At 57.2% G+C, this 17,621-nt stretch carries 15 protein-coding genes; 9 read left to right on the forward strand and 6 right to left on the reverse strand.

Annotated features, from left to right (window positions below):
- Positions 1-42: 42 nt before the first annotated feature.
- From tpiA to gap, 3 genes are all read right to left on the reverse strand, one after another.
- A complete protein-coding gene (gene tpiA, locus DTF_RS0102805) occupies positions 43-801 on the reverse strand; it encodes a triose-phosphate isomerase (protein ID WP_027714083.1) in 759 nt (252 codons plus the stop codon).
- 76 nt (positions 802-877) lie between these two features.
- The gene (pgk, locus tag DTF_RS0102810) at positions 878-2,071 is read right to left on the reverse strand and encodes a phosphoglycerate kinase (RefSeq protein WP_304412838.1); all 1,194 of its coding nucleotides are present in this window, start codon (positions 2,069-2,071) and stop codon (positions 878-880) included.
- A 91-nt stretch (positions 2,072-2,162) separates the two neighbouring features.
- Positions 2,163-3,164, reverse strand: coding sequence for a type I glyceraldehyde-3-phosphate dehydrogenase (gene gap, locus DTF_RS0102815; protein WP_027714085.1), 1,002 nt, complete (start codon positions 3,162-3,164; stop codon positions 2,163-2,165).
- Positions 3,165-3,572: 408 nt separating this feature from the next.
- Here gap and DTF_RS0102820 point away from each other — a divergent pair, with 408 nt between their 5' ends.
- From DTF_RS0102820 to pyrE, 7 genes are all read left to right on the forward strand, one after another.
- Entirely contained in the window at positions 3,573-5,633 is a 2,061-nt protein-coding gene (locus DTF_RS0102820) for an ATP-binding protein (RefSeq protein ID WP_027714086.1), read from the forward strand.
- A gap of 73 nt (positions 5,634-5,706) precedes the next feature.
- Positions 5,707-6,477, forward strand: a complete 771-nt coding sequence (locus tag DTF_RS0102825) for an MBL fold metallo-hydrolase (RefSeq protein ID WP_027714087.1) — start codon at positions 5,707-5,709, stop codon at positions 6,475-6,477.
- Between the two features lie 95 nt (positions 6,478-6,572).
- Entirely contained in the window at positions 6,573-7,868 is a 1,296-nt protein-coding gene (purB, locus tag DTF_RS0102830; protein WP_027714088.1) for an adenylosuccinate lyase, read from the forward strand.
- Positions 7,869-7,936: 68 nt separating this feature from the next.
- The gene (locus tag DTF_RS0102835; protein ID WP_027714089.1) at positions 7,937-10,915 is read left to right on the forward strand and encodes a phosphoribosylformylglycinamidine synthase subunit PurS; all 2,979 of its coding nucleotides are present in this window, start codon (positions 7,937-7,939) and stop codon (positions 10,913-10,915) included.
- Between the two features lies 1 nt (position 10,916).
- Entirely contained in the window at positions 10,917-11,744 is an 828-nt protein-coding gene (locus DTF_RS0102840; protein WP_027714090.1) for a phosphoribosylformylglycinamidine synthase subunit PurQ, read from the forward strand.
- Positions 11,745-11,975: 231 nt separating this feature from the next.
- Entirely contained in the window at positions 11,976-13,379 is a 1,404-nt protein-coding gene (gene purF / locus DTF_RS0102845) for an amidophosphoribosyltransferase (protein WP_027714091.1), read from the forward strand.
- Between the two features lie 17 nt (positions 13,380-13,396).
- Positions 13,397-13,954: an orotate phosphoribosyltransferase gene (gene pyrE, locus DTF_RS0102850; protein WP_027714092.1), complete on the forward strand. Its 558-nt coding sequence runs from the start codon at positions 13,397-13,399 to the stop codon at positions 13,952-13,954.
- Positions 13,955-14,064: 110 nt separating this feature from the next.
- Here pyrE and DTF_RS0102855 read toward each other — a convergent pair whose 3' ends face one another.
- The 3 genes from DTF_RS0102855 to nadB are packed head-to-tail and all read right to left on the reverse strand — an operon-like array spanning position 14,065 to position 16,174.
- Positions 14,065-14,274, reverse strand: coding sequence for a hypothetical protein (locus DTF_RS0102855; protein WP_027714093.1), 210 nt, complete (start codon positions 14,272-14,274; stop codon positions 14,065-14,067).
- A 4-nt stretch (positions 14,275-14,278) separates the two neighbouring features.
- Positions 14,279-14,551: a chorismate mutase gene (locus tag DTF_RS0102860; RefSeq protein ID WP_027714094.1), complete on the reverse strand. Its 273-nt coding sequence runs from the start codon at positions 14,549-14,551 to the stop codon at positions 14,279-14,281.
- 18 nt (positions 14,552-14,569) lie between these two features.
- Entirely contained in the window at positions 14,570-16,174 is a 1,605-nt protein-coding gene (gene nadB, locus DTF_RS0102865) for an L-aspartate oxidase (RefSeq protein ID WP_027714095.1), read from the reverse strand.
- Between the two features lie 215 nt (positions 16,175-16,389).
- Between nadB and DTF_RS0102870 the strand changes: the two genes are divergently transcribed.
- Positions 16,390-16,971: a lytic transglycosylase domain-containing protein gene (locus tag DTF_RS0102870; protein ID WP_035055551.1), complete on the forward strand. Its 582-nt coding sequence runs from the start codon at positions 16,390-16,392 to the stop codon at positions 16,969-16,971.
- Positions 16,968-17,555, forward strand: a complete 588-nt coding sequence (gene pgsA, locus DTF_RS0102875) for a CDP-diacylglycerol--glycerol-3-phosphate 3-phosphatidyltransferase (RefSeq protein WP_027714097.1) — start codon at positions 16,968-16,970, stop codon at positions 17,553-17,555. Before DTF_RS0102870 ends, pgsA begins: the two co-directional genes overlap by 4 nt.
- Positions 17,556-17,621 lie beyond the last annotated feature (66 nt).

Consider the following 17,621-nt stretch of genomic DNA (forward strand, 5'->3'; position numbering starts at 1 on the left):
CGACAAGTTAGCACAGATACGACCCGCTGCAAAGAGGAAATATCAGTTTCGCTTAAAACGGACAATCCGGGCGAAATCGGGAGCCTTCAGGCTGGCTCCGCCGACCAGGGCGCCGTCGATATCGTCCTGGGCCATGAGACCGTCCACGTTCTCCGGCTTTACGCTGCCGCCGTACAGGATCCGGGTGGCATCTGCCGTTTCCTGATCGAACACACCCTGCAGCAGGCCGCGTATGAAGGCATGGGCCTCCGCCGCCTGCTCGTCGGTGGCGGTTTTCCCCGTTCCGATCGCCCACACCGGTTCATAGGCTATGACGATATTCCGCATGGCGGCAGCCTCCATGCCTTTGAGACCTTCCTTGACCTGCCGGGTCAGTATGTCGTACATCCGTCCGTTTTCCCTCTCTTCCAGGGTTTCTCCGATACAGAAAATGGGTTGCAGCTCCTCCTCCAGAAGGGAGTGAATCTTTCGATTGATGAATTCGTCGCTTTCCCCGAATAGCTGACGCCGCTCCGAATGACCCACGATGACATAACGGCAGCCGATATCCTTGAGCAGCATCGGGGAGACTTCACCCGTAAAAGCGCCAGTTTTTTCAGGATAACAGTTCTGGGCAGCCAGGGAAATATTGCTCCCCGACAGCGTTTCGGCCACCTTGCCCAGGGCCGTGAAGACCGGAGCCACGATGATATCCGCATCATCGATTCCGGTGAGTTCGTCCTTGAGTGCCTCCACCAGATCCAGAGCCTCTTCGACAGTCTTGTGCAGTTTCCAGTTTCCGGCGATCATGGGTTTGCGCATATCCCTACTCCTTTTTTTATTTCAAGTGAGCCCATTCTTGATGGCTCGGCCATCCTCTGAGTTGTTCGCTAAGGCATCAGTCTTTATTGGACAGGGCAGCAATCCCCGGCAACTCTTTGCCTTCGAGAAACTCGAGGGATGCTCCGCCGCCCGTGGAAATGTGACTCATGCGATCGGAAAGTCCCGATTTATTCACCGCCGCAACCGAATCGCCGCCGCCAATAATGGTAAGAGCCTCCGATTCGGCAAGGGCATGGGCGATCGCCATGGTTCCTCTGGCGAAAGCGTCGAATTCAAAAACCCCCATCGGGCCGTTCCAGATCACCGTGGCGGCATTCTTGAGCATTCCGGTATACCGGTCGATGCTTTTCGGCCCGATATCGAGAGCCATCCAGCCCTCGGGGATTTCAACTCCGTCTGTTGTCCTGGCATTTGCATCGGCCTTGAACGCATCGGCAATGACGTGGTCTTCGGGCAGGAGCAGTTCGACTCCTCTTTCGACGGCCTTTTTCAGAAGTTCGCCCGCCATTCCGATGCGGTCTTCCTCGACCAGGGAGCCGCCGACGGAAATGCCTCTGGCCTTAAGGAATGTATAGGCCATACCTCCGCCGATAAGCAGCGTGTCCACCTTGGTGAGCAGATTTTCGATTACGGTGATCTTGTCGCTGACTTTGGCTCCGCCGAGTATCGCAACAAAGGGGCGGGCCGGTGCGGCAATGGCCTGCCCCAGATAGCGCAGCTCCTTTTCCATCAGAAAACCGGCTGCGGCCGGAGAGAGAATGTGGGCAACCCCTTCGGTGGAGGCATGGGCGCGATGGGCGGCTCCGAAAGCATCATTCACATAGAGGTCGGCAAGTTCTGCCAGTTTTCGGCTGAACGCGGGATCATTTTTGGTTTCGCCCGCGTGGAAGCGGACGTTTTCCAGCAGCAAGACATCTCCGTCCTGCATCTTGTTTGTCAGGCTCAACACTTCCGGGCCGATACAATCCGGAGCCATGGCGACATTCCTGCCGAGGAGGCCGGCAAGATGAGGAGCGACGGGAGCGAGGCTGTAGCGCTCATCCGGCGTTCCTTTCGGTCGCCCGAGGTGCGAGGCGAGGATGAGGCGGCCCCCCTGCTCTACGATGTGCCGAATGGTGGGAAGGGCGGCGACGATGCGGGTGTCGTCTGAAATATTGCCCTCATCGTCCAGGGGGACGTTGAAGTCGACCCTGCAGAGCACTTTCTTTCCCTTGAGGTCAAGATTCTGAATGGTCATTTTGTTAATCATGGTACCTCCTGCACGCAAATGGATAGGATGCCGCAAAGGAAAAGGGCAGGACATCGGTGTGTCCTGCCCTGCAATCCCTGAGGGATCAGAATCATTTTTTAGCGACGAACCTCGCCAAATCGAGGAGACGGTTTGAATAACCCCATTCGTTGTCATACCAGGAGAGGACTTTGACCATATTCCCTCCGATGACGGCCGTGGATTGGGCATCGACGATGGAGGAAGCGGAATTGCCGTTGAAATCCTTTGAGACGAGGGGAAGATCGCAGTATTCAAGGATGCCTTTGAGAGGACCTTCCGCCGATTTTTTTAGAACCGCGTTGACTTCAGCGACGGAGGTGTCCTTCTCGGTCTGGACCACAAGGTCGATCAAGGAAACGTTCGGAGTGGGCACCCTGACCGCCATGCCGTCCAGTTTGCCTTTAAGCTCCGGAAGAACAAGGGCCACGGCTTTGGCTGCGCCGGTGGTGGTGGGAATCATCGAAAGGGCGGCGGCACGAGCCCGACGCAGATCCTTGTGGGGCAGATCGAGAATCTGCTGGTCATTGGTATAGGCATGAACGGTCGTCATCAAACCCTTGACGATGCCGAATTCCTTGAGCAGCACCTTGGCCACCGGAGCCAGGCAGTTGGTCGTGCAGGAGGCGTTTGAAATGATATGGTGAGAGGCGGAAGCGAAGTCGCTTTCGTTGACGCCCATGCAGATGGTGATGTCCGAGTTCTTGCCGGGAGCGCTGATGAGCACCTTGCCGGCGCCGGCTTTCAGGTGCTTTTCAGCATCCTCTCGGTTGGTGAAGAGGCCAGTGGACTCGATAACGATATCGACCTGGAGTTCTTTCCACGGAAGATTGGCGGGATCCTTTTCTTTCAGGATTTTAATCGGCTTGCCGTCAACTACGACCGCATCCCCTTCGGCTTCGACTTTGGCATCAAAGATGCCGTGGATCGAATCATATTTCAGAAGATGGGCTAGAGTCGCCGCATCGGTCAAATCGTTTATGGCAACGATTTCGATTTCAGGGGAATTGAATGCAGCCCGGAACAAATTGCGTCCGATGCGGCCGAAACCATTGATTGCTACTTTTGCAGCCATATGCGTCTCCTTAGAGAGAAAGTGAAAGGGTGAAAGCAACAGTCCCATTAAAAACAGCTATTTATATTGGATTATTCACCGCGAAATAATATCGGATAGGTTAGGGGGCGTCAACCTATTTTAAAGAGTTTTTTTAGAGGAATTTTATGACTTTGTATTGCCCTTTCGTAACCAATGTGATATCTATTCCGGATTGAAGTCTGGGGCAGGAGGGGGCACCATTACCGCCCCTTTTTCAACGATCGGGGTTGCCTTTGAGCCGTCCCTTCTGGTTCATGCCCTGTTAAATGTACATGACCGCCGGAAAAACGCAAATACGAGAGGATTTTTCTTGCGCTCTGCGGAGTATCTGAGGCCATCCGGACACAGAGAATCCCTTTTTCCCTCATATCCACCCCCAATGCCCTTATGAAAAAAACTCTTGAAAAGCGAATTCTGCTATTCGCCTTTCTAACATTGACCCTAACCATTACGGTCAATACGGCTTTTAATATCGAGGGCTTCCGCCGCGATTACCGGGACGGAATCATCCTTCGATGTCAGAGCCTGGCGGCGGGGCTCAAGTCGTCGATCGACAAGGTGCTGGCCCTGGGTATTCCCCTGGAAGAAATGGAGGGACTGAGCCTCCGATGCCAGGAAATCGTGGCCACCGACCCGGAAATCGACTATGTTCTTATTGAAAACGAAGTCGGCACCCCTCTTTATTCCAGCGACCCCTCGTTCCACTTTCCCAACGAAGTCGAATTCCTGAGATCTCTGACTCCCTCGGTCGCCATTCTCAAATCCCGACGGGGCTTGCTTTACGATGTGTCAGTGCAAATTTATGCCGCCGACGGAAAGATGGTCGGACGCATTCGCACCGGTTTTCTCGAGAGCATCCTAGATGAAAGAACCGGAAAGGCGTTCCGCCGCTCTATTGCGGTCCTGGGCACTGCATTTATCCTGGTTTTCGGGCTGATCTTCCTTTTCATCAAACGCGACCTGGTTGGTCCGATAGGCCGCCTCTGTTCCGTCGCCAAACAAATTGCCTCGGGGAACTTCAAGGTCGCCGTTCCTCCTATGCCCACCAGAGATTTTGATGAGCTCGGCACGGCAATTCAGGAGATGGCTGCTTCTCTGCAGAGTCGTGACGACAAGATCAACGAAGGTTACCAGGAACTTGAAATAACCAATCGTGAACTTCAGGATTCCTATGAGCATCAGGAGCAGATCAGCGCCGAGCTGGGACGCAGCCGGGAGATGTATCGCTCTCTTCTTGAAGGTGCCAATGATGCCATCGTGGTCAGCGATGAAGAGGATCAGATCGTCCTGGTCAACAAGGCCGCTGAAGCATTTTTCGGTTTTTCCAGGGGACAGGTTGAGGGAGCCAATCTCTTCACGACTCTCGAGAAATTGTTGAGTGACGATATCGAGGGGCAGTACGCCATGCACCAGAAGGTCCTTCGCGGCCAGAATGTTGAGGCTGAAATTCGTTTCGTGCGCCCCACCGACCGCAGACCGGTGGTCGGATGGGCGCTGGCTTCATCAATCGTCGGGAAAAATGGCAAACGGATGGTTCAAGCCGTTTTTCGTGACGTCACCAGGGAGAGGCAGGTCAAGGAAAACCTTGAAAACAGCGCCAGGGAACTGGAAAGGCTGAACCAGATGAAGGATTCCTTTCTGGGAGTGGCTTCTCACGAACTGAAAACTCCCCTGACCGTAATTATAGGATATGCCGAATTGATCCTTTCCGAGATGTCCGGCAATGTGGACAAATCGGTTCTCCCCATGGTTCAGCACATTGCTGATGCGGCCGAAAGGCTTTCCAACATCGTCAAGGACATGACCGACGTATCCATGCTGGACAGCAAGCGCCTTCCTCTCAGAAACAGGGAAGTCGATATCAATACTCTCATCCAGGATGCCGTCCGGGAACTCGGTTTATTCTTCTCCTTGCGCAAGCAGGTGCTTGAAATGAATCTCGGAAACGGGTTGCCGCTCATCAACTGCGACCCGGACCGCATGATTCAGGCGATCAGCAATCTCGTTGGCAACGCCATCAAGTTTACTCCTGACGGGGGAACGATTATCATCGAAACACGGTTGACTCAAAGCCTCCGTTCTTTCAGGCCGGCGAATGAGGAGGAGGGGATAAAAGCGCTTGAAACCCGCTTGCTTCCCTACATTGAAATCATTGTCCGCGATACGGGTATCGGAATTGCCGAAACAGATCAGCTCCATGTCTTCGACAAGTTCTATGAAGTGGGAAAAATCGAGGAGCATTTCACCGGCAAGTCGGCCTTCAAGGGAAAAGGCACAGGGCTTGGCCTGACGCTTGTCAAGGGGATTGTCGACATGCATGGAGGAGAAATCTGGGTGGAAAGCCCCGGTTGCGATCCCGGAAAATGTCCCGGAAGCGCCTTCCATATTCTCCTTCCCATTGTTCAATTGGAGAGGGAAGGGGACTCTTCCGATCCTGGAGACGTCTGACCTTTTCCCTTGCAGGGTTTTCAGATTTCCGGTATATAAACAGCGCTCTCGGGAGGGGGGAGGAGTAGAGGTTTTGCGGGTTTGTCTGCTGGCCAGCGGAAGCAAGGGCAACGCCCTGTATATTGAGAGTGGAGAGAGCCGTCTGCTGATCGATGCCGGTCTCTCCGCCCGGGAACTGACCACCCGCCTTGACCGAATCGGCGTCGCCGGGGAGCACCTGAACGGCCTGCTGGTCACTCACGAGCACAGCGACCATTGCCGCGGCCTCGGGCCCATGGCCCGACGATTCGGATTGCCGGTCCATATCCATCACGACACCCATGCTGCACTGTCCCGAGTCGGCAACATCCCCGAACTGCAGATGTTCGAAACCGGCGAAGTCCTTGCTTTCAGGGATCTGAAGGTGGAAACCTTCCCCATTACCCACGATGCCGCGGCCCCTGTCGGCTTCACCATTGAAACCGGAGAAGGAAAGATCGGGGTCGCCACCGATCTCGGCATCGCCACCCGACTGGTGACTCAGCACCTCAGGGGATGCCGGGTGCTGATCCTTGAGTCCAATCACGACGAAGGCATGCTTCAGAACGGCCCCTATCCCTGGCACCTCAAACAAAGAATCCGGAGCAACCACGGACATCTATCCAACCATGCCTCCTCCGAGCTTCTCGAGGGTCTGCTCTGGGAGGGTCTGGAAGCGGTTTTTCTGGCGCATCTGAGCGAAACGAACAATCATCCCTCTCTGGCCGAGAGTTGCGCCCTGGAGATGCTGGCAGGTCAGAATGTCTGCCGGCCCGAGGTCATCCTCGGCTGTCAGCACCGGCCGAGTCTTTGCTTTTCCTTTTGAGTTGTGCGAATCTGTTTTTCCGGGGCCTCCGATGACAGGGACCTGAACGTTTTGAAGCTGATCATCGAATAAAGACATAAGAAGGAGAACTTATAATGATCCCACGTTACACCCGTAAGGAAATGGCCCGTATCTGGGAGCCCGAAAACCGGTTCCGGATCTGGCTGGAGATAGAGACTCTGGCCTGCGAAAAACAGGCACAGCTCGGAGTCATCCCGGCGGAGTCGGTCAAGGTGATCCGGGAAAAAGGTAACTTCGACATCTCCCGCATCGATGAGATCGAGGCCGAGGTCAAACACGACGTCATTGCCTTTCTTACCTCAGTGGCTGAATTCGTGGGTCCGGAGGCGCGCTTCATTCATCAGGGGATGACCTCTTCGGACGTTCTCGACACCTGCTTCTCGGTACAGCTTGTACAGGCCGCCGACGAACTGCTCACCGATCTCGACATGGTCCTCGATGCGATTCGCGAACGGGCTTTCGAACACAAGGACACCGTCTGCATGGGGCGCTCCCACGCCATTCATGCCGAACCGGTCACCTTCGGCCTGAAGCTGGCTACCTGGTATGCTGAGATGCAGCGCAACAGACAGCGCCTGCAGGCGGCCCGGGAGAATATTGCCACCGGCGCCATTTCAGGGGCTGTCGGCACCTTTGCCAACATCGATCCGGCCGTGGAGGAGTACGTCTGTCAGAAACTGGGCCTGAAGCCCGAACCGGTTTCAACTCAGGTTATTCCTCGCGACCGCCATGCCGAATATTTCTGCACCCTGGCGATTATCGCTTCGTCCATGGAGCGCATCGTGGTGGAAATCCGGCACCTCCAGCGCACCGAGGTTCTGGAGGCCGAGGAGTTCTTCTCCAAGGGGCAGAAGGGCTCGTCGGCCATGCCTCACAAGCGCAATCCGATCCTGTCGGAAAACCTTACCGGCCAGGCTCGGATGGTGCGTGCCTACTGTCTGCCGGCGTTGGAGAACGTGGCTCTATGGCATGAACGGGACATCTCCCACTCTTCGGTTGAGCGCAATATCGGACCCGACGCCACCGTCACCCTCGATTTTTCCCTGCGGCGGCTGGCCGGCCTGATCAGGAACCTTGTGGTCTACCCTGAAAACATGCTGAAAAATCTCAACCAGATGCGCGGTCTGGTCTTCTCGCAGAAGATCCTACTCGATCTCACGCAGGCCGGCGTCTCCCGAGAGGACTCTTACCGCATGGTGCAGCGCAACGCGATGAAGGTCTGGGAAGAGGGGAAGGATTTCCAGGAGGAGCTCCTCGCCGACAAGGACGTTGTGGACGCTCTCGGAGAGAACAAAATCCGAGAGTCGTTCGATCTGAGCTATCACCTCAAGCATGTCGATACGATTTTCAAGCGGGTATTCGGCTGTTGAGAGTGAGCAGCCTGGGAAAACCAACTTTTTCAACCACCCTGCTCTAAACAGCATCGGGGAGAAGATAAATGGCCTGGAGAGTCGTCGTAGGACTGAAAAAAGACGTTAAGGATGCGCGGGGAATGCGCGTCCAGCGCGAAATCAGGGAACACCTCGGCATCGAGCTGGAGGATGTCCGCACGCTGGATGTCTTCACCGTCGATGCCCAGCTGTCGGACGAAGAACTGGAGGCGGCGGCCTCAGGGCCCTTTTCCGATCCGGTGATTCAGGAATACGCCGTCAACCATCTCCTGGCGACCGATTTCGATGTGCTCATCGAAGTCGGATTTCGCCCCGGCGTGACGGACAACGTGGGGCGCACGGCTCGTGAGGCTATCCAGTATATCACCGGCCGGCCTTTCCGGCAGGGGGAGGGGGTTTACACCTCCACCCAATATCTGCTCAGAGGTGCGGTCGATCGGGAATCCGCCGAAAGGATCGCGGCGGGTTTTCTCGCCAACGGCCTGATCCAGCGATGGACGATCCTCACCGCCTCCGAACTCGATCCGAAGACGGGCGTCCCGATTACGGTTCCCAAGGTCGTCAGCGATGCCCGGCCCGAGGTCCGACCCGTCGATCTGGATGTTTCCGACGACGAGCTGCTCAGGATCAGCCGTGAGGGGATGCTGGCACTCAGCCTGGAGGAGATGAAAAAACTCCAGGCCTACGTCGCCGACCCGGAGGTCCGCAAGGTCCGCAAAGCCGCCGGACTCGGTCCCGATCTCACAGATGTGGAACTCGAGGCGCTGGCCCAGACCTGGAGCGAGCACTGCAAGCACAAGATATTTTCCGCCCGCATCGAATATGAAGACGAAAATGGGAACAGGGAAACCATCGATTCTCTGTTCAAAACCTACATCGTCGGCGCGACTCGTGAGATCCGCCGCAGGATGGGCGAAAAAGACTTCTGTCTGTCGGTCTTCAAGGACAATGCCGGAGTGATCGAGTTCAACGCCGACTGGAGTCTGGTCTTCAAGGTTGAGACCCACAACTCTCCCAGCGCCCTCGACCCTTACGGCGGCGCGCTGACCGGGATCGTCGGAGTCAACCGCGACGGCGTCGGCACGGGCATGGGGGCGAGGCTGATCTTCAACACGGACGTCTTCTGTTTCGCGTCCCCCTTTCTTGAGAAACCCCTGCCTCCGAGACTTCTCCACCCCCGGCGAATCTTCGAGGGGGTGGTGGAAGGGGTCGAGCACGGCGGCAACAAGAGCGGCATCCCCACCGTCAACGGCTCTCTCATCTTCGATGAGCGCTTTGCCGGCAAGCCACTGGTCTACTGCGGAACCGCCGCCATCATGCCCCGGGTGCTGAATGGCAAACCGGCTCACGAAAAGAAGGTGAGGATCGGCGATCACATCGTCATGACCGGGGGGCGCATCGGCAAGGACGGCATCCACGGCGCCACCTTCTCCTCGGAGGAGCTTCACGAGGGCTCTCCGGTCACCGCCGTGCAGATCGGCGATCCGATAACCCAGAAGCGGATGTTCGATTTCCTGAACATCGCCCGCGACCGAGGTCTCTACAGCTCCATTACCGATAACGGCGCCGGGGGCCTCTCATCCTCCGTCGGGGAAATGGCCGAGGACACGGGCGGGTTCGAGATGCACCTCGACCGGGCGCCGCTCAAGTACCCCGGCCTTCAGCCCTGGGAGATTCTCATTTCTGAGGCCCAGGAGCGCATGACCCTCTCCGTCCCTCCGGAGAATCTGGAGGAGTTCCTCCGGCTGGCCCGGGAGATGGACGTCGAGGCGACCGACCTCGGAGTATTCACCGATTCCGGATACGCCCACTGCCTTTACGAAGGCCTGACCGTCGCCTATCTTTCCATGGAGTTTCTCCATGAAGGTGTGCCGCAGATGGTGATCCCCGCGCGCTGGGAGCCGAAAGACCTGATCGAGCCCGCCATCGAAACGCCCGCCTCCCTGGACGCCGTGCTCGAAGCGCTTCTCGGACGTCTCAATATCTGCTCCAAGGAGAGCGTGGTGCGGCGCTACGATCACGAGGTTCAGGCCGGCACCGTCATCAAGCCGCTGATCGGGGTGGCCAACGACGGTCCCTCCGATGCCGCCGTATTCCGACCCCTGTTCGACTCCTTCGAAGGGGTGGTGGTCTCCCACGGCATCTGCCCTTCCTACAGCGATATCGACACCTACCACATGATGGCCTGCGCCATCGACGAAGGGCTGCGCAACTACGTGGCCGTCGGGGGCGACATCGGACATGTTGCCGGTCTCGACAATTTCTGCTGGTGCGATCCGGTCAAGAGCGATAAGACGCCGGACGGCGAATACAAGGCCGCCCAGCTGGTGCGGGCCAACAAGGCCCTCTACGACACCTGCGTCGCTTTCGGAGTGCCGCTGATCTCCGGCAAGGACTCCATGAAGAACGACTACCAGATCGGCGATACCAAGATCTCCATTCCGCCGACCGTCCTCTTCTCGGTCATCGGCAGGATCGACGACGTCCGCCGTGCCGTCTCCATGGACGTCAAGCGTCCCGGTGACCTCGTCTACCTCCTCGGCATCACCCGCGACGAGTGCGGAGGCTCCGAATACTATTCCTGGCTCGGCGAACTGGGAAAAAACGTCCCCAAGGTCGACGCTCCCTATGCGCTTCGCCTCTACAGGGCCCTTAATGCCGCCCAGAATGAAGGGCTTGTGGCCTCCTGCCACGATCTCTCCGACGGCGGGCTCGGCGTCGCCCTGGCGGAGAAGGCCTTCGCCGGCGGCTTCGGCATCCGTGCCGATCTCGCCAGGGTGACCGCCGACGGGAAGCTGAGAGCCGACACCATTCTCTTCTCCGAGTCCCAGAGCCGGCTCCTTGTCACGGTGCGTCCTGAAAACCGGGTCCGTTTCGAGGCCCAGTTTGCCGGACTCGATGCCGCACTCATCGGAGAAGTGACACCGTCGCCCCAGCTATGGATCAGCGACGGCGGCCGGACCCTGATCCAGTCGGATATCAACACATTGAAGGAGGCGTGGCAGGCGCCTCTCAGGGAGCTGTAATATGGCTAAAGAAGTCAGAGCGATGGTCATCGCCGGCAACGGCACCAACTGCGAGCGGGAGGTGGCCAATGCCTGCCGTCTCGCCGGAGCCGAAGTCGTCGATATCGTTCACATCGCCGAACTCCTCGCCGGGCGGGCGCGTCTCGATGATTACCATTTCCTGAATCTGGCCGGTGGTTTTCTTGACGGCGATGATCTCGGCAGCGCCAAGGCCGGAGCCAACCGTTTCCTCCATGCTCCCGTCGCAGGAAGCGATGAGCACCTGGCAGATCAGCTGCAGCGTTTTGTCGACGAGGGGAAGCTGATCATGGGGGTCTGCAACGGCTTCCAGCTGATGGTAAAGATGGGGCTGCTCCCTGGTCTCGGGAGGGAATACCGCAACCAGACCACCACCCTGACCTTCAACGACAGCGGCCGCTTCGAGGACCGCTGGGCCTATCTCAAGGTCGATCCTCAATCCCCCTGCATTTATACCCGGGGCCTGAGCGGGATCTATCTGCCGGTGCGCCACGGCGAAGGGAAATTCGTTGCCTCTTCTGAGGAAGTACTGAACGAAATCGAGAGCAAATCCCTGTCAGTGCTGAAGTATTCCGATTCGGACTATGCGGTCCCGACGATGGAATATCCCCTCAATCCCAACGGTTCGATGAACGCTATCGCCGGAATCTGCGATGAGACGGGGCGCCTGTTCGGCCTCATGCCCCATCCTGAGGCTTACGTCCACCGCACGCACCATCCCCGCTGGACCCGTGAAGAGCTCCCAGAGGAAGGGATGGGACTGTTGCTTTTCCAGAATGCCGTCCGTTTCGTCCGTGAGGAGTTGTTTTAGGGACGCGGGACGAGGAATGCGAAATGCGAAATGCGAAACCGTGGGGACGCGGGGAACTTTGACCACGTCCCTCGTTCCGCGTCCCGCGTCCCGCGTCCCGCGTCCCGCGTCCCGCGTGACGGGTATCTTTTTCCCAGCGGTTTGTGCTATATTGCCATGGTCTGGAACGGTTGGTCCGTTCGCAACTTTTTGAATTATAAGCAGATACTTACATAGAGGATCGGTGGATTGATGTTTGACAAATTCAACGACGAATGCGGCGTGTTCGGTATCTTCGGACATCCGGAGGCCGCCAATCTGACCTACCTTGGACTTTACGCCCAGCAGCACCGGGGACAGGAGAGCTGTGGCATTGTTGCCTCCGACGGACACCGCCTGAGGACTCATAAGGGAATGGGGCTGGTTGCCGACGTATTCAAGAATGATGCGGTTTTCGAGACACTCCCGGGCAAAAGCGCCATAGGCCATGTTCGGTATTCCACCGCCGGCGGCAATGATCTGAAGAATTGCCAGCCGATCATGGTCGATTACCACCGCGGCAGCATTGCCGTGGCCCATAACGGCAATCTGGTCAACGCCCAGGAAACCCGCAACCGCCTGGAACAGAAGGGTTCCATTTTCTCCACGACCTCCGATACCGAGGTGATCATCCATCTTCTCGCTCGCGCCGAGGCCGACTCTCTGGCCGACCGGCTCACCGAAGCCCTTCAGATCATCAAGGGCGCCTACAGCCTGGTCTTTCTCACCGAAACCCGCATGGTTGCGGTTCGCGACCCTAACGGCTTCCGTCCGCTGGCGCTCGGAAAGCTTGACGGGGCCTATGTCGTCGCCTCCGAGACCTGCGCCTTCGACCTGATCGAGGCGCAGTTCATCCGGGAGATCGAACCGGGGGAAATGGTCGTCATCGACAAGGACGGCCTTAAGACCTTTCATCCCTTCGGCAAGGTGGAGCCGTCGCCCTGCATCTTCGAGTTCATTTATTTCGCCCGGCCCGACAGCACCATTTTCGGCCATCAGGTTTACGGCATTCGCAAGGAGTTCGGCCGCCAGCTCGCCCGCGAACATCCCGTCAAGGCCGACGTGGTTATCCCTATCCCCGACTCCGGAGTCCCGGCGGCTATCGGCTATGCCGAGGAATCCGGCATCCCCTTTCAGTTGGGGCTGATCCGCAACCATTACGTTGGGCGCACCTTCATCGAACCCCAGCAATCGATCCGGCATTTCGGGGTAAAGCTCAAGCTCAATCCGGTGCGCGAGATCATCGAAGGGAAGAGAGTGGTGGTCATCGACGATTCCATCGTCCGGGGCACGACGGCCCGCAAAATCATCAAGATGATCCGCAATGCCGGCGCCAGGGAGGTTCACGTCCGCATTTCCAGCCCGCCGACCAGCTTCCCCTGCTACTACGGCATAGATACTCCCACCCGCAAGGAGCTTATTTCATCCTCCCATTCGCTTGAGGAGATCAACCGCTACGTCACGTCGGACACCCTCGGTTATCTATCCCTGGAGGGGTTGCTTGCGGCCGCGCGCGCTGAAGGAGGCGCCGGCAATTTTTGCGATGCCTGCTTCAGCGGCAAGTACCCGGTCAAGTTTCCTAGACTCAAGGCCGACAGCCAGCTGGGACTTTTTTAGTTTTAAGGAGGTTTTTCATGACGTCACAGGAGAGGGAAGAGCTGATGGACATCGTCCGGGAGCTCTCTTACGAACAGCGCGAGGTGACCTTGGCGTCCGGGCGCAAGAGCAATTTCTACTTCGATGGCAAGCAGACGACCCTTCACGCCAGGGGCGGCCTGCTGGTCGGCAAGGCCTTCTATGAGGAGGTCGGGAAACTTCCCGGCCCCATCCATGGGGTGGGGGGGCTGACCCTGGGCGCCGATCCCATTGCCACCGCCACCTCGATTGCTGCCTGCCTCAAGGGCGACAGCGTGGCCGCCTTCATCATCCGTAAGGAGCCCAAGGGGCATGGCACCGGTCAATGGCTCGAAGGACGCAAGAATCTGCCCAAGGGCTCCCGGGTGGTCATCGTAGAAGACGTCACGACTACCGGTGGATCCTCCATGAAAGCCGTCGAACGCGCCCGCGAAGAGGGGATGGAAGTCGTCGGCATCGTCACCCTGGTCGATCGGGAGGAGGGCGCCCGGGAGAACATCGAAGGGCAGGGGATCGCGTTGCGGGCGGTGTTCACCAAGAGTCAGGTTGTGGGGTAACCCGGGACGCGGAACGAGGGACGAGAAAAGCCAAGGGCGCCATTTCGGCGCCCTTTTTTATAGACCTGTCATCGCGTCCCTCGTCCCGCGTCCCTCGTCCCGCAGTACTCTTATTCTTCTTCCGGGATCTTGAATATCTCCAGGACGCCGGATAGGTTTCGCAGTTCGCTTTGGTCGATCGTCCCGGTCTGTCCTATCACCCCGAGGATAACCCTGTCGGCGCCGGTGGACTGGTGAAAGTCGAAATCCCGTTCGGTCAGATACTGCTTGACACCCTTCAGGTCCTCTTCCGACGCCTTTTTTTTCATCACAATCAGCATGTTGTCAGATTCCTTTCGTCCGGATTCTTTCCAGTCGCCGGGATTCGTCGATGACGCGCTCGAAGAGGCGAACGATCGCCCCGTCTTCAAGAGGCCCCGGATTACCGGCTCTCACCTTATCGAAAATAAGTTTTTCCCGTTCAGGGTCGTAGACGGGCATCCCCTTTTCCTTCTTGATCTCCCCTATGGCCAGGGCAAGCGACGCCCGCTCATTGAAGATCCTGAGAAGTTCATTGTCCAGGCGGTCGATTTCCTGCCGTATTTCGTCAATATTCAACGTTCGCTCCTGTAACGGTCAAAAGGCTTTCTGGATGATCGTGTCGCGCTTCCAGTGCGCATCATCGGTTTCAGGGTAGTCGATCGTATAATGCAGTCCGCGGCTCTCATGACGTTCCAGAGCACAGCGGATAATGAGTTCGGCCACGGTGGCGATATTGCGCAATTCGATCAGATCGGAAGTGATGTAGAAGTTCCAGTAGTAGTCGGTGATCTCTTCCTGAATCATCTGAATGCGCCGCAGAGCTCGCACCAGGCGCTTGTTCGAGCGGACGATGCCGACATAATTCCACATGCAGAGGCGGATTTCGTGCCAATTGTGAGCCACCACGACTTCTTCGTCGCTGTCGGTGGCGCTCCCCGGATCCCAGGGCTGAATGGCGGGGAAGGGGGTGAGGGAGGGAGGCTCCTCCAGGCGCTCCAGCGACCGGCGGGCGCTGCGGGCGGCGAATACGACTCCTTCGAGAAGGCTGTTGCTGGCCAGCCTGTTGGCGCCGTGCAGGCCGGTGCAGGAGGTTTCTCCTATGGCAAAAAGATTCCTCACATCCGACTCCCCCCATTTATCGACCTGGATGCCTCCGCAGAGGTAATGAGCCGCAGGAACCACCGGTATCGGCTCGGTGGTCATGTCGATGCCGTAGGAGAGGCATGTTTTATAGATGTTCGGAAAGCGGTCCCGGATATAGTCCGCCTCACGATGGGTGATGTCGAGAAAGACGCAGTCGTCGCCGTGGACCTTCATCTCATTGTCGATGGCCCGGGCCACGATGTCCCGCGGACCAAGATCCTTGAGTTCGTGGTACTGGTCCATGAAGGCCGTGCCGTCCCGACGCCGCAGAATGGCCCCTTCTCCGCGGACCGCCTCGGAGATGAGAAACGATTTGGCATGCGGGTGGAAAAGAGTGGTCGGATGGAACTGCATGAATTCCATGTTAGCGATGGTGGCTCCGGCCCGATAAGCCATGGCAACTCCGTCTCCGGTGGCAACATCGGGATTGCAGGTATAGAGATAGACCTTTCCGGCTCCGCCGGTCGCCAGCACGGTCACCCGGGCGCCGAAGGTGATGACCTCCTCACCCGCAATGTCCAGGACGTAGGCTCCCAGGCAGCGATTGGGCCGAATCCGCCGATGAGTAACTTTCGATTCCGTGATCAGGTCGATGGCGATGTGATGTTCATATATGGTGATGTTGGGGTGTTTGCGGACGGCTTCCACAAGCGCACGTTCGATCTCCTTGCCGGTGAGATCCTTGGAATGCAGGATTCGCCTCTGGCTGTGTCCCCCTTCCCGCGTCAGATCATAGGTTTCGTCGTCGTTCTTGGTGAAATTGACGCCCCAGTCGATCAGGTCCTGAATGGCTTTGGGGCCGTTTTCCACTACCATTCGGACCGTCTCCTCGTGAGAGAGGAAAGCGCCGGCGACCATGGTGTCCCGAAGATGGGAATCAAATGAGTCGTCGGCGGAAAACACCGAGGCGATCCCTCCCTGGGCCAGATTGGTGGCGGTTTCCGATATCTCCCGCTTGGTGATCACGGCAACGGTGCCGTGTTCGGCAACCTTGAGGGCATAGGATAGACCGGCGATGCCGCTGCCGATGACAAGAAAATTCGATGTGATCTTCATTGAATGTCCTGAATGTGAGTTCCGCATTCGCCAAGAGAGCGGCAGCGTCCGGGTGAAACGGCGATTAGATTCGAACCGATCGCCTCGAGTATTTGCGGGCAAAACATTATCGGACGCCATTTATTCCTTGTCAAGATTATTGCCCAAGCTAAACAGGTTGAAATACATCAGATTTTCCGCTAAGATGCGAGGATGTATTTGAAACTGGAGGGATAATGGTCAAGGTCGCTGCAGGTTTTGCGGGCCCCCTGCTGGGGCTTTTGGTTGTTCTTGTATTCCCCTCCGCCGGGTTGGGGGACATCTACAAGTACGTGGATGCCAACGGGGTGATCCATTTCACCGACAGACCCACCCATAATCAGTTCAGTCTCTACCTGAAAGAGAAGAAAAAGGAAAAGTCCGAGGTCCGCGAAATCATCAGCCGTTATGCCAGCCAGTTCCGGTTGGAAGAGGCGCTGGTCAACGCGGTCATCAAGGTTGAAAGCGACTACAATCCCACAGTCGTCTCCAGAAAAGGAGCGCAGGGGATGATGCAGCTCATGCCGCAGACGGCAAGGGAGCTGGATGTTCGGGATCCACTGAACCCGGAAGACAATATCCGGGGTGGAACCCGTTATCTGCGGCAGATGCTCGACAGGTTCAAGGATCTTGACCTTGCCCTGGCTGCTTATAATGCCGGACCCTCGGCCGTGAGCCGTTATGGCGGCATCCCTCCTTATGAAGAGACCCAGAACTACGTCATCCGGGTAAAAAAATACCTTCAACAATACCGTCAGGACCAGGAAAGCTATCTATGAGCCTTCGCACAGGGCTGCTGAATCTACCCAACCTCCTCACCCTCGGGCGGATCGCTGCCATCCCCGTGCTGGTTGTCCTTCTCCTTTTTGACAGCAAAGAAGCCGGGTTCTGGGCCGCCGCGGTTTTCGGCCTGGCGGCGATCACCGACTGGCTGGACGGCTGGTTCGCCCGCAAATGGGAGATCGTGACGGTTCTGGGCAAATTCCTCGATCCCCTTGCCGATAAACTCATCGTGATGGCAGCCTTCATCATGCTCATCCCCATGGGACGTGTTCCCGCCCTGGCGGTGTTTCTGATTCTTGCCAGGGAGATGGTGGTCACCAGTCTGCGTTCCATCGCATCGTCCGAGGGGATCATCATCGCTGCCAGCGACCTGGGCAAATACAAGACAATCTTTCAGATGACAGCAATTCCAGGGCTTCTGCTGCACTACGATTACTACTGGTTCTTTGGAGTCAGGTGGGAGATTTTTCACGTCAACATGCATAATTTCGGTATTTTCTTCTTTTACGTCGCCTTCGCCATGGCCATGTGGTCAGGGGGGGACTATCTGGTTAAATTCTTTAAAGTTATTGCCCGGTAAGCGGTTTGGCGCCAGGGATAATTTTTTCCGAATTTTTTGTTGACTTGGGAAAAGCCATTTGGTATT

Source organism: Desulfuromonas sp. TF (assembly GCF_000472285.1).
In the GTDB taxonomy this organism is placed as follows: domain Bacteria; phylum Desulfobacterota; class Desulfuromonadia; order Desulfuromonadales; family ATBO01; genus ATBO01.

Coding starts and splice junctions, on each gene's coding strand:
- nadB (WP_027714095.1), bottom strand. CDS start 16,174: ATGAAGATCACATCGAATTTTCTTGTCATCGGCAGCGGCATCGCCGGT.
- pyrE (WP_027714092.1), top strand. CDS start 13,397: ATGACGTCACAGGAGAGGGAAGAGCTGATGGACATCGTCCGGGAGCTC.
- pgk (WP_304412838.1), bottom strand. CDS start 2,071: ATGATTAACAAAATGACCATTCAGAATCTTGACCTCAAGGGAAAGAAA.
- DTF_RS0102870 (WP_035055551.1), top strand. CDS start 16,390: ATGGTCAAGGTCGCTGCAGGTTTTGCGGGCCCCCTGCTGGGGCTTTTG.
- DTF_RS0102840 (WP_027714090.1), top strand. CDS start 10,917: ATGGCTAAAGAAGTCAGAGCGATGGTCATCGCCGGCAACGGCACCAAC.
- pgsA (WP_027714097.1), top strand. CDS start 16,968: ATGAGCCTTCGCACAGGGCTGCTGAATCTACCCAACCTCCTCACCCTC.
- DTF_RS0102820 (WP_027714086.1), top strand. CDS start 3,573: ATGAAAAAAACTCTTGAAAAGCGAATTCTGCTATTCGCCTTTCTAACA.
- gap (WP_027714085.1), bottom strand. CDS start 3,164: ATGGCTGCAAAAGTAGCAATCAATGGTTTCGGCCGCATCGGACGCAAT.
- purB (WP_027714088.1), top strand. CDS start 6,573: ATGATCCCACGTTACACCCGTAAGGAAATGGCCCGTATCTGGGAGCCC.
- DTF_RS0102855 (WP_027714093.1), bottom strand. CDS start 14,274: ATGCTGATTGTGATGAAAAAAAAGGCGTCGGAAGAGGACCTGAAGGGT.
- tpiA (WP_027714083.1), bottom strand. CDS start 801: ATGCGCAAACCCATGATCGCCGGAAACTGGAAACTGCACAAGACTGTC.
- DTF_RS0102835 (WP_027714089.1), top strand. CDS start 7,937: ATGGCCTGGAGAGTCGTCGTAGGACTGAAAAAAGACGTTAAGGATGCG.
- purF (WP_027714091.1), top strand. CDS start 11,976: ATGTTTGACAAATTCAACGACGAATGCGGCGTGTTCGGTATCTTCGGA.